This window comes from Pseudoalteromonas ruthenica (genome assembly GCF_008808095.1).
Classification (GTDB): Bacteria; Pseudomonadota; Gammaproteobacteria; order Enterobacterales; family Alteromonadaceae; genus Pseudoalteromonas; species Pseudoalteromonas ruthenica.
The window spans coordinates 1,496,281-1,515,170 of the sequence record NZ_CP023396.1 but is presented as its reverse complement, the minus strand read 5'-3'; the positions used below and the strand labels follow the sequence as shown (position 1 = coordinate 1,515,170).

16 protein-coding genes, 2 tRNA genes and 2 pseudogenes are annotated in these 18,890 nt (G+C 48.5%); 9 read left to right on the top strand and 11 right to left on the bottom strand.

The features are described from left to right. Positions 1-127: 127 nt before the first annotated feature. The 4 genes and pseudogenes from PRUTH_RS07155 to PRUTH_RS07145 all read left to right on the top strand — a co-directional run bounded on the left by PRUTH_RS07155 (position 128) and on the right by PRUTH_RS07145 (position 3,307). Positions 128-1,650 (top strand): annotated as a pseudogene (locus PRUTH_RS07155) (fumarate hydratase). A 56-nt stretch (positions 1,651-1,706) separates the two neighbouring features. After that, positions 1,707-2,066 (top strand): TolB-like translocation protein, encoded by a 360-nt coding sequence (locus PRUTH_RS07150; RefSeq protein WP_151172940.1) that lies wholly within the window; start codon positions 1,707-1,709, stop codon positions 2,064-2,066. Positions 2,067-2,100: 34 nt separating this feature from the next. After that, on the top strand, positions 2,101-2,571 hold the full coding sequence (locus PRUTH_RS19120) for a hypothetical protein (RefSeq protein ID WP_170268914.1): 471 nt from the start codon (positions 2,101-2,103) through the stop codon (positions 2,569-2,571). Then, positions 2,546-3,307 (top strand): S9 family peptidase, encoded by a 762-nt coding sequence (locus PRUTH_RS07145; RefSeq protein WP_170268912.1) that lies wholly within the window; start codon positions 2,546-2,548, stop codon positions 3,305-3,307. Before PRUTH_RS19120 ends, PRUTH_RS07145 begins: the two co-directional genes overlap by 26 nt. Before the next feature lie 25 nt (positions 3,308-3,332). Here PRUTH_RS07145 and PRUTH_RS07140 read toward each other — a convergent pair. The 3 genes and pseudogenes from PRUTH_RS07140 to PRUTH_RS19295 all read right to left on the bottom strand — a co-directional run. Further along, positions 3,333-3,566 (bottom strand): annotated as a pseudogene (locus tag PRUTH_RS07140) (response regulator); the annotation flags it as partial. Continuing rightward, complete coding sequence (locus PRUTH_RS07135) at positions 3,559-5,754, bottom strand: PAS domain-containing hybrid sensor histidine kinase/response regulator (protein WP_257221061.1); 2,196 nt, start codon at positions 5,752-5,754, stop codon at positions 3,559-3,561. The gene PRUTH_RS07135 and the pseudogene PRUTH_RS07140, both read right to left, overlap by 8 nt. Next, complete coding sequence (locus PRUTH_RS19295; RefSeq protein ID WP_257221060.1) at positions 5,732-6,883, bottom strand: MHYT domain-containing protein; 1,152 nt, start codon at positions 6,881-6,883, stop codon at positions 5,732-5,734. The genes PRUTH_RS07135 and PRUTH_RS19295 overlap by 23 nt, the downstream gene beginning before the upstream one ends. A gap of 286 nt (positions 6,884-7,169) precedes the next feature. On the opposite strand from PRUTH_RS19295, the gene PRUTH_RS07130 reads away from it, so the two are divergent. Further along, positions 7,170-7,847 carry a M48 family metallopeptidase gene (locus PRUTH_RS07130; protein ID WP_151172937.1) on the top strand — a complete coding sequence of 226 codons (678 nt, stop codon included), beginning with the start codon at positions 7,170-7,172 and terminating at the stop codon, positions 7,845-7,847. Between the two features lie 5 nt (positions 7,848-7,852). Here PRUTH_RS07130 and PRUTH_RS07125 read toward each other — a convergent pair. Together PRUTH_RS07125 and PRUTH_RS07120 are read right to left on the bottom strand one after the other, a co-directional pair. Continuing rightward, positions 7,853-7,937 (bottom strand) — tRNA-Tyr (locus tag PRUTH_RS07125). Positions 7,938-7,961: 24 nt separating this feature from the next. Continuing rightward, positions 7,962-8,046: transfer RNA gene (locus tag PRUTH_RS07120), tRNA-Tyr, on the bottom strand. Positions 8,047-8,158: 112 nt separating this feature from the next. Between PRUTH_RS07120 and PRUTH_RS07115 the strand changes: the two genes are divergently transcribed. Further along, complete coding sequence (locus tag PRUTH_RS07115; RefSeq protein ID WP_151172936.1) at positions 8,159-8,668, top strand: VC2046/SO_2500 family protein; 510 nt, start codon at positions 8,159-8,161, stop codon at positions 8,666-8,668. Between the two features lie 128 nt (positions 8,669-8,796). Here PRUTH_RS07115 and PRUTH_RS07110 read toward each other — a convergent pair whose 3' ends face one another. Together PRUTH_RS07110 and PRUTH_RS07105 are read right to left on the bottom strand one after the other, a co-directional pair. Next, on the bottom strand, positions 8,797-9,165 hold the full coding sequence (locus PRUTH_RS07110; RefSeq protein ID WP_170268908.1) for a YchJ family metal-binding protein: 369 nt from the start codon (positions 9,163-9,165) through the stop codon (positions 8,797-8,799). A gap of 125 nt (positions 9,166-9,290) precedes the next feature. Beyond that, entirely contained in the window at positions 9,291-9,740 is a 450-nt protein-coding gene (locus PRUTH_RS07105; protein ID WP_026110985.1) for a SulA-like leucine-rich domain-containing protein, read from the bottom strand. 257 nt (positions 9,741-9,997) lie between these two features. On the opposite strand from PRUTH_RS07105, the gene PRUTH_RS07100 reads away from it, so the two are divergent. Continuing rightward, positions 9,998-11,290: an NCS2 family permease gene (locus PRUTH_RS07100; RefSeq protein WP_138548919.1), complete on the top strand. Its 1,293-nt coding sequence runs from the start codon at positions 9,998-10,000 to the stop codon at positions 11,288-11,290. Positions 11,291-11,646: 356 nt separating this feature from the next. Here PRUTH_RS07100 and PRUTH_RS07095 read toward each other — a convergent pair whose 3' ends face one another. Then, positions 11,647-12,411 carry a hypothetical protein gene (locus PRUTH_RS07095; RefSeq protein ID WP_151172934.1) on the bottom strand — a complete coding sequence of 255 codons (765 nt, stop codon included), beginning with the start codon at positions 12,409-12,411 and terminating at the stop codon, positions 11,647-11,649. 331 nt (positions 12,412-12,742) lie between these two features. On the opposite strand from PRUTH_RS07095, the gene cysB reads away from it, so the two are divergent. Continuing rightward, positions 12,743-13,720, top strand: a complete 978-nt coding sequence (gene cysB / locus PRUTH_RS07090) for an HTH-type transcriptional regulator CysB (protein WP_022944048.1) — start codon at positions 12,743-12,745, stop codon at positions 13,718-13,720. Positions 13,721-13,775: 55 nt separating this feature from the next. Here cysB and PRUTH_RS07085 read toward each other — a convergent pair whose 3' ends face one another. The 3 genes from PRUTH_RS07085 to pabB form a co-directional block, all read right to left on the bottom strand. Next, entirely contained in the window at positions 13,776-15,152 is a 1,377-nt protein-coding gene (locus PRUTH_RS07085) for an L-serine ammonia-lyase (RefSeq protein WP_022944049.1), read from the bottom strand. Between the two features lie 81 nt (positions 15,153-15,233). Beyond that, complete coding sequence (locus PRUTH_RS07080; protein WP_249364409.1) at positions 15,234-15,827, bottom strand: NUDIX hydrolase; 594 nt, start codon at positions 15,825-15,827, stop codon at positions 15,234-15,236. Then, the gene (gene pabB / locus PRUTH_RS07075; protein WP_151172933.1) at positions 15,824-17,173 is read right to left on the bottom strand and encodes an aminodeoxychorismate synthase component I; all 1,350 of its coding nucleotides are present in this window, start codon (positions 17,171-17,173) and stop codon (positions 15,824-15,826) included. Before pabB ends, PRUTH_RS07080 begins: the two co-directional genes overlap by 4 nt. Before the next feature lie 154 nt (positions 17,174-17,327). Here pabB and PRUTH_RS07070 point away from each other — a divergent pair, with 154 nt between their 5' ends. Continuing rightward, positions 17,328-18,854, top strand: coding sequence for a fumarate hydratase (locus tag PRUTH_RS07070; RefSeq protein ID WP_022945861.1), 1,527 nt, complete (start codon positions 17,328-17,330; stop codon positions 18,852-18,854). Positions 18,855-18,890: the final 36 nt, after the last annotated feature.

The following is an 18,890-nucleotide window of genomic DNA, read 5'->3' as shown; positions in this document are numbered from 1 at the left end:
AACGGGCAGGGAGGTTATCATAAGTTACACTTTATCAGAAGACGCGGTCTAACCGTGCACACGTCACCGAGTCGTCGCACCGACTTATGTATTAACTGAAGGTGTGACCCAGTAGGAAGGATTAATCATGAGCACTATTCGCCAGCAAGATTTTATCGACAGCATTGCCGATGCGCTGCAGTATATTTCTTTTTATCACCGCTAGACTTTGTTCAAGCTTTAGAAAAAGCCTATAACAAAGAGCAAAGCAAGGCGGCCAAAGACGCCATTGCGCAGATCCTTATTAATTCTCGTATGTCTGCCGAGGGCAAACGCCCACTGTGCCAAGATACCGGCATTGTTACTTGTTTTGTTAAAGTTGGTATGGATGTGCGGTGGGATCAAACCGACATGACGGTGCAGCAAATGGTGGATGAGGGAACGCGTCGTGCCTACACCAATCCAGATAACCCGTTGCGTGCATCGATTGTTGCCGACCCTGCTGGCAGTCGAAAAAATACCAAGATAACACCCCGTCCGTGGTGCACATTGATATGGTGCCAGGCAATGAAGTAGAAGTGATGATTGCGGCTAAAGGCGGCGGCTCTGAGAACAAAACCAAGATGGTGATGTTGAACCCTTCCGATGATGTTGCCGAGTGGGTAGAAAAAACTTACCAACAATGGGCGCTGGTTGGTGTCCACCGGGTATGTTAGGTATCGGTATTGGCGGCACTGCGGAAAAAGCAGCGGTATTGGCCAAAGAGTCGTTGATGGACCCTGTGGATATTCATGAGCTGATCGAACGAGGGGCTGAAACGACCGAAGAGAAAATGCGCTTGGAGATTTTTGAGCGAGCTAACAAGCTCGGTATTGGTGCCCAGGGGCTCGGTGGTTTAACCACCGTCGTAGACGTAAAGGTGAAGACCGCGCCCACTCATGCGGCGTCAAAGCCTGTGGTGATGATCCCCAACTGTGCGGCGACTCGTCATGTGCACTTTACTCTTGATGGCTCGGGTCCCGCCGATTTGCAGCCGCCGAAACTAGAAGACTGGCCAGAAGTGACCTGGGAAGTAGGCGAAGACACCCGTCGCGTTAATCTTGATACCCTTAACAAGGATGATATCCAAGACTGGAAGATGGGTGAAACCGTGCTGCTTAGCGGTAAAATTCTGACTGGTCGTGATGCGGCCACAAGCGTTTGCAAGGAATGATTGAAAGCGGTGAAGGCTTGCCTGAGGGGGTTGACTTTACCAATAAATTTATTTACTACGTGGGCCCTGTGGATGCGGTGGGCGATGAAGTCGTCGGCCCCGCAGGACCCACTACCTCGACCCGTATGGATAAATTCACCGACGTGATGCTAGAGAAAACCGGCCTTATTGGCATGATTGGTAAGGCTGAACGCGGTCCAGCTACAGTTGCCTCAATAAAAGACAACAAGGCGGTATACTTAATGGCTGTTGGCGGCGCCGCTTACCTGGTCGCCAAAGCGATTAAAAAGGCCCGCGTGGTGGCATTTGAGGACTTAGGTATGGAAGCTATCTACGAATTTGAAGTGGAAGATATGCCGGTCACTGTGGCCGTGGACAGCGAAGGAGCAAATGCTCACACCCAAGGTCCAGCAATTTGGAAAGCAAAAATTGAAGAATTGGATGGTGCGTTGAAGTAATGCATCGGTTCGGTTAAGAAGGGCGCCTTGGCGCTCTTTTTTTATGGAGTGAAACAATGACAACAATAAATTCTATCCTCAGTGTGATGTTGCTTGGCGGCTCAGCGCTGAGCGCCCAGGCTGAAGTACTCAGCGTTGAAAAACTAACTCAGCTCAATAAAGTGCACAGTGTGGCGGTATCCAGTGATGGAAGGCAGCTTGTTTACGGTGTAAAAACGCCCGAGGGCAGCGATTTATATCTGCAGCCCTTATCAGCAGTGAGCAGCAGTTATGCTGGCTCGGCCAATTTAGCGAAAGCGACACGGTTAACCTATGACAGCAGCAGTGAAACAGCGGTACGCTTTTCTAGCGACGGCCAAGCTATCTACTTTTTATCATCCCTCGGGCTCCAATCAGCTGTGGCGACTGCCCCTTAGCGGCGGAGAAGCGCGCCCCGTTACCAACTTACCCATGGATATCGAGGGTTACACCTTAAGTTCTGACAACCAATCCGTGGTACTGAGCTTAGATGTGTATCCCGAGTGTGATACCTTGGCGTGCACTATCGAGCGCGATGCCAATCCACCGGCCCATAACGGCCAAGTCTATGACAGTTTAATGGTGCGGCATTGGGATCACTGGAATGACGATAAAGTACGTCATCTATTTAGTGCTAAACTTGCTGACAAAGTGATCACCGACGTTAAAGACATCACCCCACAGTGGCAAACCGATGTGCCTGCTAAGCCTTTTTCCGGCATGGAAGAAGTGGCAATTAGCCCTGATGGCACCAAGGTGGTTTTCAGCGCTAAGGTTAAAGCCCCGGATAATGCTTGGAGCACAAACTTCGATTTATTTGAAGTGGCTATCGAAGGCGGCTCTATTCGCAACCTCACCGAAGCAAACAAAGCTTGGGATGCAGCGCCGCAGTTTCTCCGCTGACGGCCGTTACCTTGCCTATAAAGCGACGACAAAACCAGGCTTTGAATCAGACAAGTTCACTTTGCAGTTGCTAGATTTGCGCACTGGTGAGAACAAAGCACTGGCACCACAGTGGGATCGCAGTGTGAGCAGCTTCCAATTCGGTGCCAATGGCCGTGCTATTTATGCCACCGCCAAAGATTTAGGTCAGACCAGCTTATTTGAAATCAGCACCGGGTTTGGCGATATCCGTAGCGTGTTCAGCGATGGCTATGTCGGTGACGTGCAGGTTGTAGGCGAGCAAATCGTGTTTTCTCGCCATGCTCTGAATTCACCGAAAGAGCTCTATCGTATTAATCGCGATGGCAGCGGCTTAATGCAGTTAAGTGATGTTAATAAAGAAAAAATGGCTGATGTGACTTTAGGTGACGTAGAGCAGTTTAGCTTCAGTGGTGCCAACGATGAACAGGTATATGGTTATCTTGTTAAGCCGGCCCAGTTCGATGCTAACAAGCGCTATCCACTGGCATTTTTAGTCCATGGGGGTCCGCAAGGCTCGTTCGGCAATATGTTCCACAGTCGTTGGAATGCTCAGCTTTGGGCGGCGCAAGGCTATGGCGTAGTGATGATCGATTTTCACGGCTCGGTGGGCTATGGCCAAGCGTTTACCAACTCTATTTCCGCGATTGGGGAGGTAAGCCGCTGCAAGACCTACAAAAAGGTCTCGATTACGTGGGCGATAATTATGCCTGGTTAGACATTAACAACGGCTGTGCCCTCGGCTGCGTACTTGGCCGTTGCTTTAACAGTTCACATACTTCAAAGCCAGACATATCTGGCATCATAACATCAAGTAAAATGAGCGCGGGTTGCTTGCTATGAGCTAATTCCAAAGCTTGAGGCCCTGATTTTGCAAATATAAGGCGATAGTCGTTTCCTAATACTTGATTTAAAACCTTAAGGTTCGTCGGCTCATCATCTACAGCTAGGAGAGTCGGCTTTTGTGTCTCAATCATGTTGCACACTCTGCAGTTGCTCAAGTAATTGCTCAATAGCGGCCTTAGCCGCCGCAAATTCGAATTCGTTAATGAGATTTGCGATATCCATTACTTGTTTATGCCATTGTTGTGGCGTTGCCGCAATAAGTTGTTCACTGTGTTCACTATCATATTCAAAGTTATCGCATAACTGCGCAACCTCCCGCAATAATTGCTTAAAGTCCTCATCGTTATGGTGATTACTCACGGCTTTGCTAGGCGTGTCAGTGTGGTTTTGCAGATATTGATAGAGCTCATCAATACAGCTGAATAAGGCAAACCGATGAGGGTCTTGAACCTGCTTTTGTCGTTCAATCGACTTTAATGTATCGGCTAATTTGGGCAGGGCTAGATTACCGGCTAATCCTTTTAATGTATGCACGTCAACAAGCTGTTCGGCGCTGAGCTGATCATACTTACTCAGTGTTCGCAGTTGCTCATTGCGCTGCCTATAGAAGTGCTTTAGTTCCTTGAGGTAATGCGCTTTTGAACCCCACAGCTCCGCTCCTTGGGTTTCGTTGACCAGCTGTTGGCTGTCGTGGGCGGTGGCGTTAGTTTGTGCGAATACATGTGCAGCCAAATCTATATCGAGAACGCGGGCTATTTCCGTTAGTAAATCGCTCAGCACCACAGGTTTGCTGGCAAAGCCGTCCATTCCAGCGGCTTTAGCCGCTTCACGGTCACTGCCCATGACACTGGCCGTTAAAGCAATAACGGGCGTTGTAGCAACCTCGTTGTGCTGCTCATATTGACGCAATTGTCGGGTTGCTTGGAGACCATCACACTTGGGCATATGAATATCCATCAACACAATGTCATAATTATTACTTGTGGCCAGTTGCACTGCTTGCTCGCCGTCATCAGCTGCCTCTACTTGATGACCGAGTTTAGTTAGGCGTAGTTGCAGTAGCTCGCGGTTTTGCGGTACATCATCAGCCACCAGTATTCGCAATTTAGGCATTTCGCTAAGTGGGGTCAATGAGCTCTGCTCATTAACGTGCTCGTCCGCCACCTGTTTTAGGGGCAGGGTAAAGTAAAATGTACTGCCTTGGCCCAAGGTGCTGGTGACGCCTATATCCCCGCCCATAAGTTGTACGAGCTGGCGGCTAATGGTAGTGCCTAGACCGGTGCCGCCAAAACGCCGCGTGGTACTGTCGTCTGCTTGCTCGAAAGGATTGAAAATAGCACTCACCCGCTCGGGGGCGATACCAATGCCAGTATCAACCACCTCAAAATAGACACCTTGATTATCGCCGCGAACATTGATGGTGACACTGCCTTGCTCGGTAAATTTTACTGCGTTACCGATTAAGTTGACTAATACTTGGCGTAAGCGCTGCGGATCGCCGCGATAGTGCTCACCGAGGTTACTATCCATATTCAGGGCAACCGAGAGCTGCTTATGTTCAGCACTGTGATAAAAGCTGGAGACCACAGAGTCGACGAGAGCCAGCAAGTTAAAGGGCACTGACTCAATACTCACTTTACCTTGCTCAAGCTTGGCGGAGTCTAAAATATCATTGAGTAAATGCAATAAAGAGCGTGCAGATTGCAATACGTTGGTGAGTTGCTGACGCTGCTGTTTATTCAATGGGCTATCTAGCAGCACTTCAGAGAAGCCAATGATGGAGTTCATGGGCGTGCGTATTTCATGACTCATGTTGGCTAAAAAGGCTTGCTTTGTCTCCGCCGCAGCTTCGGCTTTCTCTTTCGCTTTTACAAGCTCTTGCTCCATTTGTTGGCGCTCACTGATATCGACCAATACACCTGCAATGAAAAGCTCTTCTCCTTCGGTATGCTCAAATGTTCCCTTATCAATCACCCATTTACGGCTGCCATCGCGACACTGTATTTGGTATTCAAAAGAGTAGTGTTTTTTTCCTTGTGCAAGTGCGCTGTATATTTGCTCGCGCACATAGTTGCTATGCTGCGCAGAGATAAGCATGTCAAAATTAACACTGCCGTCGATAAACTGCTGGTCATCATAGCCGGTTAATTGTTTTACGATGGGGCTAATGTAGAGCATGCTCCAATGCTTATCTAAACGGCAGCGAAAAGCCACGCCGGGCATATTCGTTAACAAAGTGCGATAATGACGCTCTTGTTGGGCAAGCTGATTTTGCATCGCCTTTTGCGCGCTCAAGTCAGTAATAAAACCTACAAACATGCGCTTTTGGTCCGGGAATAGCGACTTCACCAACCCCCAAACGAATGGGGATCAGCGCGCCATTTTTATGTTCGGCGTTGACCTCACGTCCGGAACCAATAATGTTTTTAATGCCGGTACTTTGGTAGGCACTTAAGTAATTATCATGTTGATTGGCGATTTCTTGTGGCATCAGCATTTTTACGTTTTCGCCAATCACTTCATCGCGATGATACCCGAGTATACGTTCGGCTCCGGCGTTGAAGCTCAGTACTTGGCCTTTCGCGCTAATGGTAATAATGCCATCGACGGCGGTATTGAGGACCGCTTCAAGGCGTGATTGAGTGATAAGTTGTTGCTGAAGGGCCAAGCGATAGCGCATCACACTGTGCAATAAAGCAATGAGACCACTGAGCAAGAGGCTTACAATAGCAATACTCAGAGCGAGATCGGTTACATGGCTATTATCGGTGAGCTCACTGTACACCGGGGATTGGGCCACAAATCGTGCCGCTTGCATCCCGGTATAATGCATGCCAGAGACTGCGCAGCCCATAACAATGGCGCTGAGAATACGATAACCGGTTTGCCCTAGAGTGCTGCGCCCTGTGGGTTGTAAATATAAATGAGCGGCCAGGCCGAGCCATGCGAGAATGACCGCCACTAATACAGAGACAACAAACCAAAGTGGGTCATAGCCTAGCATTGGCCCTAGGCGCATCGCGGCCATACCCGTGTAATGCATAACCCCTATGCCGGCGCCCAACAGCAGGGCACTGAGCGCAAGCTTGGCTCGAGATGGATCGCTCGTACTGAGTAAATGGAACCCTAAGGCAGTGGCTAAAAAGACAGGGATGAATGATACCACCGTCACTGTGAAATCATAGTCGACGCTGACGCATAGGCTAAATGCCAGCATTCCGATAAAGTGCATGCTCCACACGCCAGCGGCAAAAGCGGCGGCACTTGCTGGCAGTGCCATGCGATAAAATGGGGTGTGGCGTTGTTGTTGAGCAAATTCCCTTAATTGCAGCGCAAAGAAAGATGCAAAAATAGCAACAGTGACCGAAAGTAACACTAAGGCCCAATCATAGCTGCCATTGACCAGCAATTCGGGAGCAGGGTCGGTGATAAAAAATTGAGAAAGCATAAAGTACTTCGATACTCCAACAACGGATGCCAAGTGGCAATCACAGCCTAGCACAGTGAAAAACACCTGTCGCGCACAAAAGTGAGAGCGCCCTGTATCTTACAATGACACTGACTGTTCTATCAGCGCAGCGACGGCTGAGTTTAGTTATTTATGAGTGCGCTGCAAGCTTACCCAAGAGCGTAATTACGGTATCATATTAGTAAGCGCTGCAAAGGATGTACTTAATATTAGCACATTGTTTGGCAAACCCTTTTAGTTCAAGTAATTACAACAAAGGTTTAATATGAGTAGGCAATATGATGTGCACTACAGCCGTCGACGAACGCTCGCTTTGGTGGTCAAAAATCAGCAAGTGAGTGTGAAAGCGCCTTATGGGGCATGTGGTGATTTCATTGCAGACTTCGTTGAGAGCAAACAGGCGTGGATAAACAAACAATTACATAAGCAATCTGATATTGAAGCGGCAAGGTATAACCCTTGGCTACATCGTCGCATTATGCTTTTCGGTCAATTACGTGCAATAGAGGTAAGCGAGAGCTCACTTAAGCAGACAGATAACCAATCGATAAACATCGTAATCAGTAAGCGAGTGAAGCATCGCCAGCGCTATTTTAATCAACAGCTATTGGCACTGATGCACGATGAATTATCTGATCACTTATCGGTCCGCATAATGCGGTGGCAAAAGGTGATGAATATCGCCGCTAACGGCATTAGTGTTAAAGTGTACAAGCGTCGTTGGGGCAGTTGCGATTCGCGCGGTGAGTTATGTTTTAATACCTTGTTGGCAGGAGCTCCGCATTGGGTTATTGACTATGTCATTGTTCACGAGCTGGCGCACCGTGTACATATGGATCACAGCCATCAATTTTGGGCACTGGTTAATGGCTACTACGAGCATACCGACCAAGCGCGATTATGGCTTAAAGAGAATGCACATCTGTTGGATTTTGTACGATAGGAAAGTGGTGGAGGGAGCTGGATTCGAACCAGCGAAGGCAATGCCGTCAGATTTACAGTCTGATCCCTTTGGCCGCTCGGGAACCCCTCCGATAGAATGATGTGTGTTGTTAAGTGGTGGAGGGAGCTGGATTCGAACCAGCGAAGGCAATGCCGTCAGATTTACAGTCTGATCCCTTTGGCCGCTCGGGAACCCCTCCTAAACAACGGCGGCGATAATAGCAAACTCAGAGTCCAAGTAAAGAAAAAAACTAAAGAAAGCTGAAAAAAGGCCGATAACTGCTTAGAAGTAATTCAGGTTGAATAAAGTTTATGCAAGTTAAGCCCGTCATTCGTAACGAACTACAAATGGACTCGCAATTATGTCGCAGTGTCCATGAGGCCCGTCGTGGAGACTTTGCTTGGCTGTTAGCATCATTATCAGCAGATGCACTCGATTTTGCCCAGTTTCACCTTCCCAAATCGGAACTAGAATCTCACCAAGTGGATGAGCAGCAGTTGCGATTACAGTTGGGCGCTGCGCCTGCAAAACCAACGGCATTACCGGATTACCACATAGATAGAGCTCAGCATGACAGGGCATTATTGGCGCAAAGCTCAATGACAACTCTGCGATTAAAAGAGTGTCTAACCCCCGAGCCTTTGGCAGTGCGAGACGACAAAACCTATGTTCCACTACCTATAATTGACAATTGCGATCCGAGCGTACAGGCAAAACATCATCGCCAATATGAGCCACTGAACGAGCCGCAAATGGATAGTGCAGCTTTTTACGATCAACTTGTGGATATGAATAAGTCCTCGTCTTTAGCACACGCGTAGTGGCCTGCGCATAATGGCGTTTGGCCAGTCAGAGCGCGCTAATCAGGGTGCAATAGCAGGTGCGAGCCAAGGGTTTCTTGTACTAATTAAGCGAATACCTAAAGCTGCCACCGGGCGGCGGCATCACATCAAGGCATACAGCATTTTTTGAATTTATTGCCACTTAAGCATGGGCAGGGATCGTTGCGTTTAAGCTTTACATCAGCGGCTTCAAACAACCGTCCGCTGTCGTATTTCCATTGGTGGTGGCGTTGAATGAACTGTGAGCGTTCATGAATACAGTGAAGGGTGTCAGCAATGATGTAAAAAGCCTTAAATTCAACATAGGCCAAAGCATCGCCAGGCTCATAATCCATTATGTGTAAGCGTACAAAATGCGCAGCTTGGGCAAATTCAGCCACTTCATCTCTGGGGTTTTGTTCTAGGGCTTTCTCTGAGCAGGTAAAACATAAGTAATCAATAGCTTGTTCACAAAATGCACTATAACGAGAGCGCATGAGGCTCTGGGCGTCGGGGGCATCAATAGCTCTACTTACAAACCGGCCGCAGCAATCAGCAAAAGGCTGCGGCAATCCACAATGGCACATCGCATTTTCTAACTACAAGGAATCACGCCAATATATTAGCAGACTTGTAACTGCGAGGGCACAGTTGTTTGTTCGCTGGCGTTATGCTCGGTAGTGAAACAGTAAAGCTGTGCTTTAGCTTGGTGGGTATTAAGTTGTAAGGCTTCGAGTTGTTGCTGTTTTAAAATGTCCGTCCAGGTGATCACCGCCGCAAAACGGCCATTTTGCAGCGCACAATTAAGCATGTACTCCATATCAACAACATGTTTAGCCCGAATTACCAGCAATTTATTCGTGTCGATAGAGCAAGCGTCCAATAGGTGACGGCTAGGCACATTGTCAGGGGCGACTAATAGCGTCCAGCCATTATTTTGATTGTAGCGATGAACGATTTTAAGCATCTCAAATGTTGCAGAGATCTCATCCTCAGTTTTTACGATATTGATCACATTAGGGTTATCTTGCTGATAGCTTTTAACATGACGAACACTTGCTGTATGTAACATAATTGCCTCGCTGTGGATTTTGTGAACCATATACAGTGTTTTATACAGTATGTGTATACAGTAGTTTATACAGTTATTCAGTGCAAGTTTTTTTTGTTTCTTTTTTAAACGTCTTGTTTGTTGCTTTAAACGCTTAGCGATACCGAAGAAGCTAAAGCCGTGTTTCGGTGCCAATATTGCTGTGTAAACATGCGGTCATTTGTCCGCATTTATGCTAGTATCCGCCGCTTCTATTTTACGTATCATTGTTTACTCCTATGTTCGAAAGACTGTTCAAAATAAAATCGCATGGAAGCTCCGTTAAGCGCGAGGTTATCGCAGGACTCACGACCTTTATCACCATGGTGTACATCGTGTTTGTCAACCCGGCAATGCTAGCAGAGGCGGGAATGGACCAAGGGGCAGCATTTGTCGCAACCTGTATTGCTGCTGCTATCGGTTGCTTCATTATGGGTTTTTGGGCGAATTATCCGTTGGCATTAGCGCCAGGCATGGGCTTAAATGCATTTTTTACCTACGGCGTAGTATTAGGTATGGGTTACACCTGGCAGGCGGCTTTAGCGGCGGTATTTATGTCGGGGTGTATCTTTTTAGCGTTGAGCCTATTTAAAGTCAGAGAGTGGATAATCAATGCCATTCCACTGGTACTTAAGCGCGCTATCGCCACGGGGATTGGCGCTTTTCTGGCGCTCATTGCACTGAAAAACGCGGGTATTGTTGTTGCCAGTCCAGCCACGCTCGTACAGATGGGTGATATTACCAGCAGTGGGCCTTTGCTCGCTATCCTGAGCTTTTTCGTAATAGCGGCGTTGTTGTATCGTGATATCAAAAGCGGCGTATTGATCAGTATTATGTTGGTTACAGGCATTGCGTTATCTCTGGGGCTGGTTGAATATCAAGGGGTGATCTCAGCGCCACCGTCCATCGCTCCTACCTTTATGCAATTAGACTTTGCCTCGGCGTTAGAGTTATCCATGCTCAGTGTCATTTTCGCATTCTTGTTTGTGGATTTGTTCGACACCTCAGGCACCTTGGTGGCGGTAACGCAAAAAGCGGGATTGGCCGATGAGCAAGGGCGCATGCCACGTTTGGGTCGAGCACTGAGTGCCGATAGTACAGCGACAATTGCAGGCTCTATGCTCGGCACCTCTACGACCACTTCCTACATCGAGTCGGTATCCGGTGTGTCAGTGGGTGGGCGTACAGGCTTAACAGCTGTGGTGGTGGGCTGTTGCTTCCTACTGATGATGTTTTTTGCTCCTTTGGCAGCCATGGTTCCAGCTTATGCAACAGCGGGTGCGATTTTGTATGTCTCGGTGCTCATGCTGCAAAACCTTAAGCTGGTTGATTGGGATGATATGACAGATGCGATTCCAGTTGCCGTGGTGCTGTTGATGACGCCGTTAACTTTTTCCATTGCCCACGGCATTGCCCTTGGCTTTATCGCCTATACGGCGGTGAAATTAGTGTGTAATAAGGGGGCGGAGATTAGCTTGAGTGTGTGGATTCTAACAGTACTATTTTTGCTTAAGTTCATGTTTTTATCTTAGTAAGCAAGGTCATATATAACAGCTAAAAAGGCACAGCTATGACGCTGTGCCTTTATTTTTTGTATGAGCCAACGAGCTTCAAAAAACCAGCCTCTATTGTCAATTGTCGCTCCTTGACGTCGCACTTCGTAGTTGTACTTCAGCACACTCAGATCATGGCTAGCCCTGCGTACCGGCGCAGCATTATGGAGAGTTTGGTTTGGGTGTTCGCACACACAGCTGGATGGTATGTATGGCTCAATGATTGAAGGTAGTGGGCAGATTTTACGTAAGGTATTTACCCTGCATGGCCCGGTACAGGCAGCAGATAGGCGAAGTTTGATATCGGCCTATCTGTTATAGCTTGATTTACGCTGTTACCACTTTTTCTTTGGCGCGAATAACACATCCAAATCGTCTTTTTCTTCCTCTTCACGTTTTTTACGGGCGGAGGCGTTAGAGGCTTTCAACTCAGAGCTGATCTCGTTGAGATAATCCTCAAGCTGATTTTTCTTATTTGTGACATAGTCGTCGCTGTAATTCAGGGCGGTAATTGTGGCATACGCCTTTTCGAAATACTGCCGTGCCGAGCCAACCATATTGGCGTTTCTTGCAGCCACGCCGCGCTTAATTTGGCTTTCAATATTTATCTTTAATTGCAGGCGCTCAAAGGTTTTGTCCTCTTGCATAAACACAGGGGTATCGATTTTGCCCTTGCTGTGTTCAGAGCGCATGATGGTACGCAGCTTCTTTATTCCCTGTATCAATGAAATAAGCTGTTTGTCATGATCGGGAAGAACAAAGTTCTCGCCCATATTGGCGCTCTCATCAACGCCACTGATTAAGCGAGTTTTTGCATCATTAAGCCGAGATTTAAGCTCTTTCGAGGAGGGTGACAACTCAACCATGGCGGCAAGCGCATCGTGAATTCGACGATAAAGAATCATCATCACATTATTAGATAACGGGATATTGACACTGTTGACCAGCACTTCTTCCGTCTCTTCTATTATTTTTTTCTGCTTTGCGAGCTCTTGGCGGCGCTGAGCTTCTTGCTTTTCTTTATGCTGTTGCACTGCACTTACCCAAACCGCAATAACGATAAGCGCGACAATTAACATAATAATGATAGAGACTATCATACCCCGATTCTCTTACTCATTGAGTTGCCCAATTACCACCCATCTTAACCGAAAGAACCTAGGTTGGGGTAGTAATACACGTTAAATTCATGAAATAACATTAAATAAAATAAGAGTATAGGAGAACATCGCAGCCTTGAACATAAATCAACAGTACCGAGACATAATTAAATGTGCTAGCCTAGCTAATCGCAATAGCTAAAATGTATAAGAAGATGGGCTCAAGGTGTTGATTTGCCTTCCCATTCACCAGGAAGATTAGGGTCTAGGCCACTGCGTATAACGCCTGGTGCAATCGCAAGTAAAATAATAATAGAAAGTAACAACGACCATGAAACTACAGCAGCTAAAGTATATTGTTGAGGTGCTTAATCACAACCTCAATGTATCCGCCACAGCGGAGAGTCTTTATACTTCGCAGCCCGGTATCTCCAAACAAGTACGTATGTTGGAAGACGAATTAGGGGTGCAAATTTTTGGACGCAGTGGCAAGCACCTGACGCACGTAACCAGTGCCGGTAAAGACATTATCAATATTGCTCGTGAGATTCTCTCCAAAGTCGAGGGAATTAAGGCTGTAGCCAATGAGCATACCTTGCCAGACCAAGGTAAACTTAATATTGCCACCACCCACACTCAAGCGCGTTATGCTTTGCCGGAAGTCATTCAAGGTTTTATGAAAAAGTACCCGGCGGTTTCATTGCATATGCATCAAGGTACGCCGCAGCAAATCTCTGATGCAGCGGCACGTGGAGATGCTGATTTTGCTATTGCAACAGAAGCCTTACACTTGTATTCCGACTTAGTGATGTTGCCTTGCTATCACTGGAATCGCAGTATTGTGGTGGCGAAAACTCACCCGCTGGCGCAAAAAGCCGATAACCTTAGTATTGCTGATGTTGCTGAGTTTCCGCTGATCACTTATGTGTTTGGCTTTACGGGTCGCTCAGAGCTAGACAAAGCGTTCAATGCTCAGGGGTTAGAACCTCATATAGTCTTCACCGCCACTGATGCGGACGTTATAAAAACCTATGTACGTTTAGGTTTGGGTGTCGGGGTGGTCGCCTCGATGGCAGTTGATGAAATCACCGATAAAGATTTAGTGTGCATTGATGCCAGCCACTTATTTGAGGCAAGCACGACCAAAATCGGCTTCCGTAAAGGAACGTTTTTGCGTGGCTACATGTATGACTTCATTGAGCGTTTCGCGCCGCACCTGACCAAAGATCGGGTTGAAAAAGCCTGCTTATTACGTAATCAAGATGACGTCGATGCGATGTTTGAAAGCATCGAGTTGCCAGTGCGCTAAGTGATCAGTGTCACGATATTAAAAAGGCGCCTGTTGGCGCCTTTCTTTTGTGCGATTAACACTCAATGATGTTTACCGCCAGACCGCCTCGAGCGGTTTCTTTGTATTTGGTTTTCATATCATTGCCGGTGTCCCACATGGTTTTAATCACTTTATCCAAGGAGACCTTTTGCTCACCGCTGCCGCGCATGGCTAGGCGTGAGGCATTAATAGCTTTAATCGCACCCATGGCGTTGCGCTCTATGCAAGGCACTTGCACAAGGCCGCCCACAGGGTCGCAGGTGAGACCGAGGTTATGCTCCATGCCGATTTCAGCGGCATTTTCTACATGCACTACGTTACCACCCATAATCTCCGTTAAGGCGCCCGCAGCCATCGAACAGGCCACGCCCACTTCGCCCTGACAACCCACTTCGGCCCCGGAGATAGAAGCATTCTTTTTATACAAGATACCAATTGCTGCTGCGGTCAGCAGATAGCGCGTGGCGATATCGCGATCCACCTCTTTGATAAAGGTGTGGTAATACATGAGTACTGCCGGCAGGATACCTGCGGCGCCGTTGGTGGGGGCAGTGACTACTCGACCCCCAGCGGCGTTTTCTTCGTTCACGGCAAGAGCGAATAGGTCAACCCAATCCATTGCTCTAAGTGGGTCGTTATTGTTCTCAACATTTAACTTTAAATATAAGCTGGGTGCGCGACGGCGAACTTTTAGGCCACCGGGAAGAATGCCTTCGGTGCGCATACCGCGTTCAGTACAGGCTTTCATCACCTGCCAAATATGAAATAACTCATCTTTGATATCAGCTTCGTCGCGCAAGGTCTTCTCATTGGCCATCATTAGGCTTGAGACGCTCAGGCCGGATTCCTTACAAAGCTCTAGCAGTTGCTGTGCGTTATCGAACGGGTAGGGGGCAGGATTTTGCTCACGGATATCCAGCGCAGCCTGCTTTTCCTTATCAAAGTCCTCGTCGCTGACGATAAAGCCGCCACCAATAGAGTAATACACTTGCGAGGCAATGCGTTCATCACCCTTAAAGGCAATAATCTCCATGGCATTAGAGTGCTTGGGCAAGGTCTTGCGGCGATGAAATACAATCGCCCCTTGCTTTGGAAACTTAGCCTGGTGGGTTTTATTGAGATAAATAACCTGCTCTTGCTCGATTTTAGCCAAAATATCGGGCACGGCGTCGGCATCGACCGTCTCTGGGTCGTATCCGGCGAGCCCTAAAATAACAGCTTTACCTGAGCCATGGCCAACACCGGTTTGACCCAAGGAACCAAACAGCTCTACTTTTACCTCGGTAACATCCTCAAGTGTGCCTTGCTCTTGCAGGGTTTGCACAAACAACCGAGATGCGCGCATTGGGCCTACGGTATGGGACGACGACGGCCCAATGCCAATGCTAAACATATCGAATGCACTGATCATAAAATCTATACTCACATTGCCTTTGAACGGGCGCCCATCATAACGTTAAACACCAGGGATGTAATCCTCTGTACACTAATTTTAGCTGATCGGACCAAGGCGCTTCGTAAAGCGCTCAATAATTCGCTCGGTTGCTCCCCACAGCAGACCATAAGGGGTTTTAAAAACGCGAAAGTGGAGGTTTTTTTGTTGCCGCTCGACCCGCAGAGACTGCCAGTTTTGGGTTGCCAATAGTTCAGCCAGAGGCACAAAAAATGCGGCTTCGACCTCATTTTGATCAATTTGCCAACGGGCACCGGCGCGTAGCTGTGCTAGATACGGCGTAATACTCATATCATTGAGGGTGCTCACCTCATCGAGACGGCCGATGATGGTGACATCTTTGCTGTCTATATTTAGCTCCTCGTGCAGCTCTCGTAGGGCGGTGTGGGCAAGCGTCTTATCTTCGCGCTCTTGCTTTCCTCCTGGAAAGCACAGTTGGCTGGGATGATGGCGCAGATGGGCGCCGCGTTTACACAGCAACACTTGTGCTCCGTGCTCAGACTCTGAGAGCAGCATAACCACGGCGCTACGGCGCTTTGGGTGGATTGGAACAAAGCTGGAGGGCGCGGCACTGAGATTAAACCGCGCAATAACCTGAGCGCATGAGAGCGCCGCATGGGGTGATTTTATCACGTCAATACCGGTAAGATTTTATTTACCTTATCGTAAGTCTCTTGGTACTCAGAGGCAACATCTGAGTCGGCAACAATGCCACCACCGGCCCAGCAATGTAGGGTATTGTCTTTGGCCACTAAGGTACGAATGGTGATACTGGTGTCCATATCACCGCAGGCGCTAATGTAGCCAATTGAACCACAATAGGCACTGCGCCGATGTGGTTCGAGCTCTTCAATGATTTCCATCGCCCGGATTTTTGGGGCACCGGTAATAGAGCCACCCGGGAATGCGGCCTTCAGTTGGTCGAGCGCCGTTTTGCCCTCAGCCAATTGCGACTGCACGGTACTGACTAAATGATGGACAGCGGGGAAGCTCTCTATGGCAAAAAGTGAGGGCACATGCACCGAGCCCGGTTTCGCAACCTTGCCGAGGTCATTACGCAGTAAATCGACAATCATGACGTTCTCGGCGCGGTCTTTGGGGGAGCTTGCCAACTGTGCTGCCAAGGCTTGATCTTTTTTAGGGTCACTGCTGCGCGGCAGCGTGCCTTTAATCGGTTTGCTTTCGACCTGATTGTGGTGCACTTCGATAAAGCGCTCTGGCGAAATGGATAAAATGCAGCCTTGCGGTAAACGCATAAAAGCAGAAAAGGGGGCGCTGTTGTGGCTGCGTAAACGGCGATAGGCTTGCCATTCGCAGCCCTGATATGTGGCACTGAAGCGCTGTGCCAGGTTGATCTGATAGCAGTCGCCGCTGCGCAAATAGTCCTGTATCTTTGTAAATTTATCGGCATATTGCGCTTGGCTCATATTGGAGGCCCAGTCACTGGTTAAGGCAAATTTACCTGCGTTTGCGGCGGCGGGTGGCTGCAGGTAACGCTGTAAACGGGCTTCGACATCCACCGTTGGCTGGGCAATATAATACCATTGGCTGGCCGCTTTATCGTAAATTAAGGCATCAAGATAAAGGCCCAGTTGCATCTGCGCCAAGGCAATATCGTCCGCCGCTAAGCTGGGTAGGCGCTCGAGGGTGCGTCCTAAATCATAGCCAAAGTAGCCAAGCCAGCCGCCACTAAAAGGCAGGTCATGCGCCGGGGATTGCGTGCACAGGCTAGCTAGGCGTTGCTGCATATAGGCGAACACCTCCTGATGCAGCTCAACGCCGTCTAGGTATACCTTGTTGTGCTCGACGCTGAGCGTCGCTTCAGGCTCAATCACTAAGATATCGAAGCGGCTATTGACGTGCGCTGCACTAGCAGAGTCAAGAAAAACCGCCCCTTGGAGATGGTGTAATTGGGCAAACACCTCACACGGCGAGGATGAAAGCGCCAATTTACGGCAATGTAATTGCGAATTTGTCATTATCTTCAACTCGAAGAACTAGCCCGAAACGGGCAGGGAGGTTATCATAAGTTACACTTTATCAGAAGACGCGGTCTAACCGTGCACACGTCACCGAGTCGTCGCACCGACTTATGTATTAACTGAAGGTGTGACCCAGTAGGAAGGATTAATCATGAGCACTATTCGCCAGCAAGATTTTATCGACAGCATTGCCGATGCGCTGCAGTATATTTCTTTTTATCACCCGCTAGACTTTGTTCAAGCTTTAGAAAAAGCCTATAACAAAGAGCAAAGCAAGGCGGCCAAAGACGCCATTGCGCAGATCCTTATTAATTCTCGTATGTCTGCCGAGGGCAAACGCCCACTGTGCCAAGATACCGGCATTGTTACTTGTTTTGTTAAAGTTGGTATGGATGTGCGGTGGGATCAAACCGACATGACGGTGCAGCAAATGGTGGATGAGGGAACGCGTCGTGCCTACACCAATCCAGATAACCCGTTGCGTGCATCGATTGTTGCCGACCCTGCTGGCAGTCGAAAAAATACCAAAGATAACACCCCGTCCGTGGTGCACATTGATATGGTGCCAGGCAATGAAGTAGAAGTGATGATTGCGGCTAAAGGCGGCGGCTCTGAGAACAAAACCAAGATGGTGATGTTGAACCCTTCCGATGATGTTGCCGAGTGGGTAGAAAAAACCTTACCAACAATGGGCGCTGGTTGGTGTCCACCGGGTATGTTAGGTATCGGTATTGGCGGCACTGCGGAAAAAGCAGCGGTATTGGCCAAAGAGTCGTTGATGGACCCTGTGGATATTCATGAGCTGATCGAACGAGGGGCTGAAACGACCGAAGAGAAAATGCGCTTGGAGATTTTTGAGCGAGCTAACAAGCTCGGTATTGGTGCCCAGGGGCTCGGTGGTTTAACCACCGTCGTAGACGTAAAGGTGAAGACCGCGCCCACTCATGCGGCGTCAAAGCCTGTGGTGATGATCCCCAACTGTGCGGCGACTCGTCATGTGCACTTTACTCTTGATGGCTCGGGTCCCGCCGATTTGCAGCCGCCGAAACTAGAAGACTGGCCAGAAGTGACCTGGGAAGTAGGCGAAGACACCCGTCGCGTTAATCTTGATACCCTTAACAAGGATGATATCCAAGACTGGAAGATGGGTGAAACCGTGCTGCTTAGCGGTAAAATTCTGACTGGTCGTGATGCGGCCCACAAGCGTTTGCAAGGAATGATTGAAAGCGGTGAAGGCTTGCCTGAGGGGGTTGACTTTACCAATAAATTTATTTACTACGTGGGCCCTGTGGATGCGGTGGGCGATGAAGTCGTCGGCCCCGCAGGACCCACTACCTCGACCCGTATGGATAAATTCACCGACGTGATGCTAGAGAAAACCGGCCTTATTGGCATGATTGGTAAGGCTGAACGCGGTCCAGCTACAGTTGCCTCAATAAAAGACAACAAGGCGGTATACTTAATGGCTGTTGGCGGCGCCGCTTACCTGGTCGCCAAAGCGATTAAAAAGGCCCGCGTGGTGGCATTTGAGGACTTAGGTATGGAAGCTATCTACGAATTTGAAGTGGAAGATATGCCGGTCACTGTGGCCGTGGACAGCGAAGGAGCAAATGCTCACACCCAAGGTCCAGCAATTTGGAAAGCAAAAATTGAAGAATTGGATGGTGCGTTGAAGTAATGCATCGGTTCGGTTAAGAAGGGCGCCTTGGCGCTC

Coding starts and splice junctions, on each gene's coding strand:
- PRUTH_RS07150 (WP_151172940.1), top strand. CDS start 1,707: ATGACAACAATAAATTCTATCCTCAGTGTGATGTTGCTTGGCGGCTCA.
- PRUTH_RS19120 (WP_170268914.1), top strand. CDS start 2,101: ATGGATATCGAGGGTTACACCTTAAGTTCTGACAACCAATCCGTGGTA.
- PRUTH_RS07145 (WP_170268912.1), top strand. CDS start 2,546: ATGCAGCGCCGCAGTTTCTCCGCTGACGGCCGTTACCTTGCCTATAAA.
- PRUTH_RS07135 (WP_257221061.1), bottom strand. CDS start 5,754: ATGTTTGTAGGTTTTATTACTGACTTGAGCGCGCAAAAGGCGATGCAA.
- PRUTH_RS19295 (WP_257221060.1), bottom strand. CDS start 6,883: ATGCTTTCTCAATTTTTTATCACCGACCCTGCTCCCGAATTGCTGGTC.
- PRUTH_RS07130 (WP_151172937.1), top strand. CDS start 7,170: ATGAGTAGGCAATATGATGTGCACTACAGCCGTCGACGAACGCTCGCT.
- PRUTH_RS07115 (WP_151172936.1), top strand. CDS start 8,159: ATGCAAGTTAAGCCCGTCATTCGTAACGAACTACAAATGGACTCGCAA.
- PRUTH_RS07110 (WP_170268908.1), bottom strand. CDS start 9,165: ATGCGCTCTCGTTATAGTGCATTTTGTGAACAAGCTATTGATTACTTA.
- PRUTH_RS07105 (WP_026110985.1), bottom strand. CDS start 9,740: ATGTTACATACAGCAAGTGTTCGTCATGTTAAAAGCTATCAGCAAGAT.
- PRUTH_RS07100 (WP_138548919.1), top strand. CDS start 9,998: ATGTTCGAAAGACTGTTCAAAATAAAATCGCATGGAAGCTCCGTTAAG.
- PRUTH_RS07095 (WP_151172934.1), bottom strand. CDS start 12,411: ATGATAGTCTCTATCATTATTATGTTAATTGTCGCGCTTATCGTTATT.
- cysB (WP_022944048.1), top strand. CDS start 12,743: ATGAAACTACAGCAGCTAAAGTATATTGTTGAGGTGCTTAATCACAAC.
- PRUTH_RS07085 (WP_022944049.1), bottom strand. CDS start 15,152: ATGATCAGTGCATTCGATATGTTTAGCATTGGCATTGGGCCGTCGTCG.
- pabB (WP_151172933.1), bottom strand. CDS start 17,173: ATGACAAATTCGCAATTACATTGCCGTAAATTGGCGCTTTCATCCTCG.
- PRUTH_RS07070 (WP_022945861.1), top strand. CDS start 17,328: ATGAGCACTATTCGCCAGCAAGATTTTATCGACAGCATTGCCGATGCG.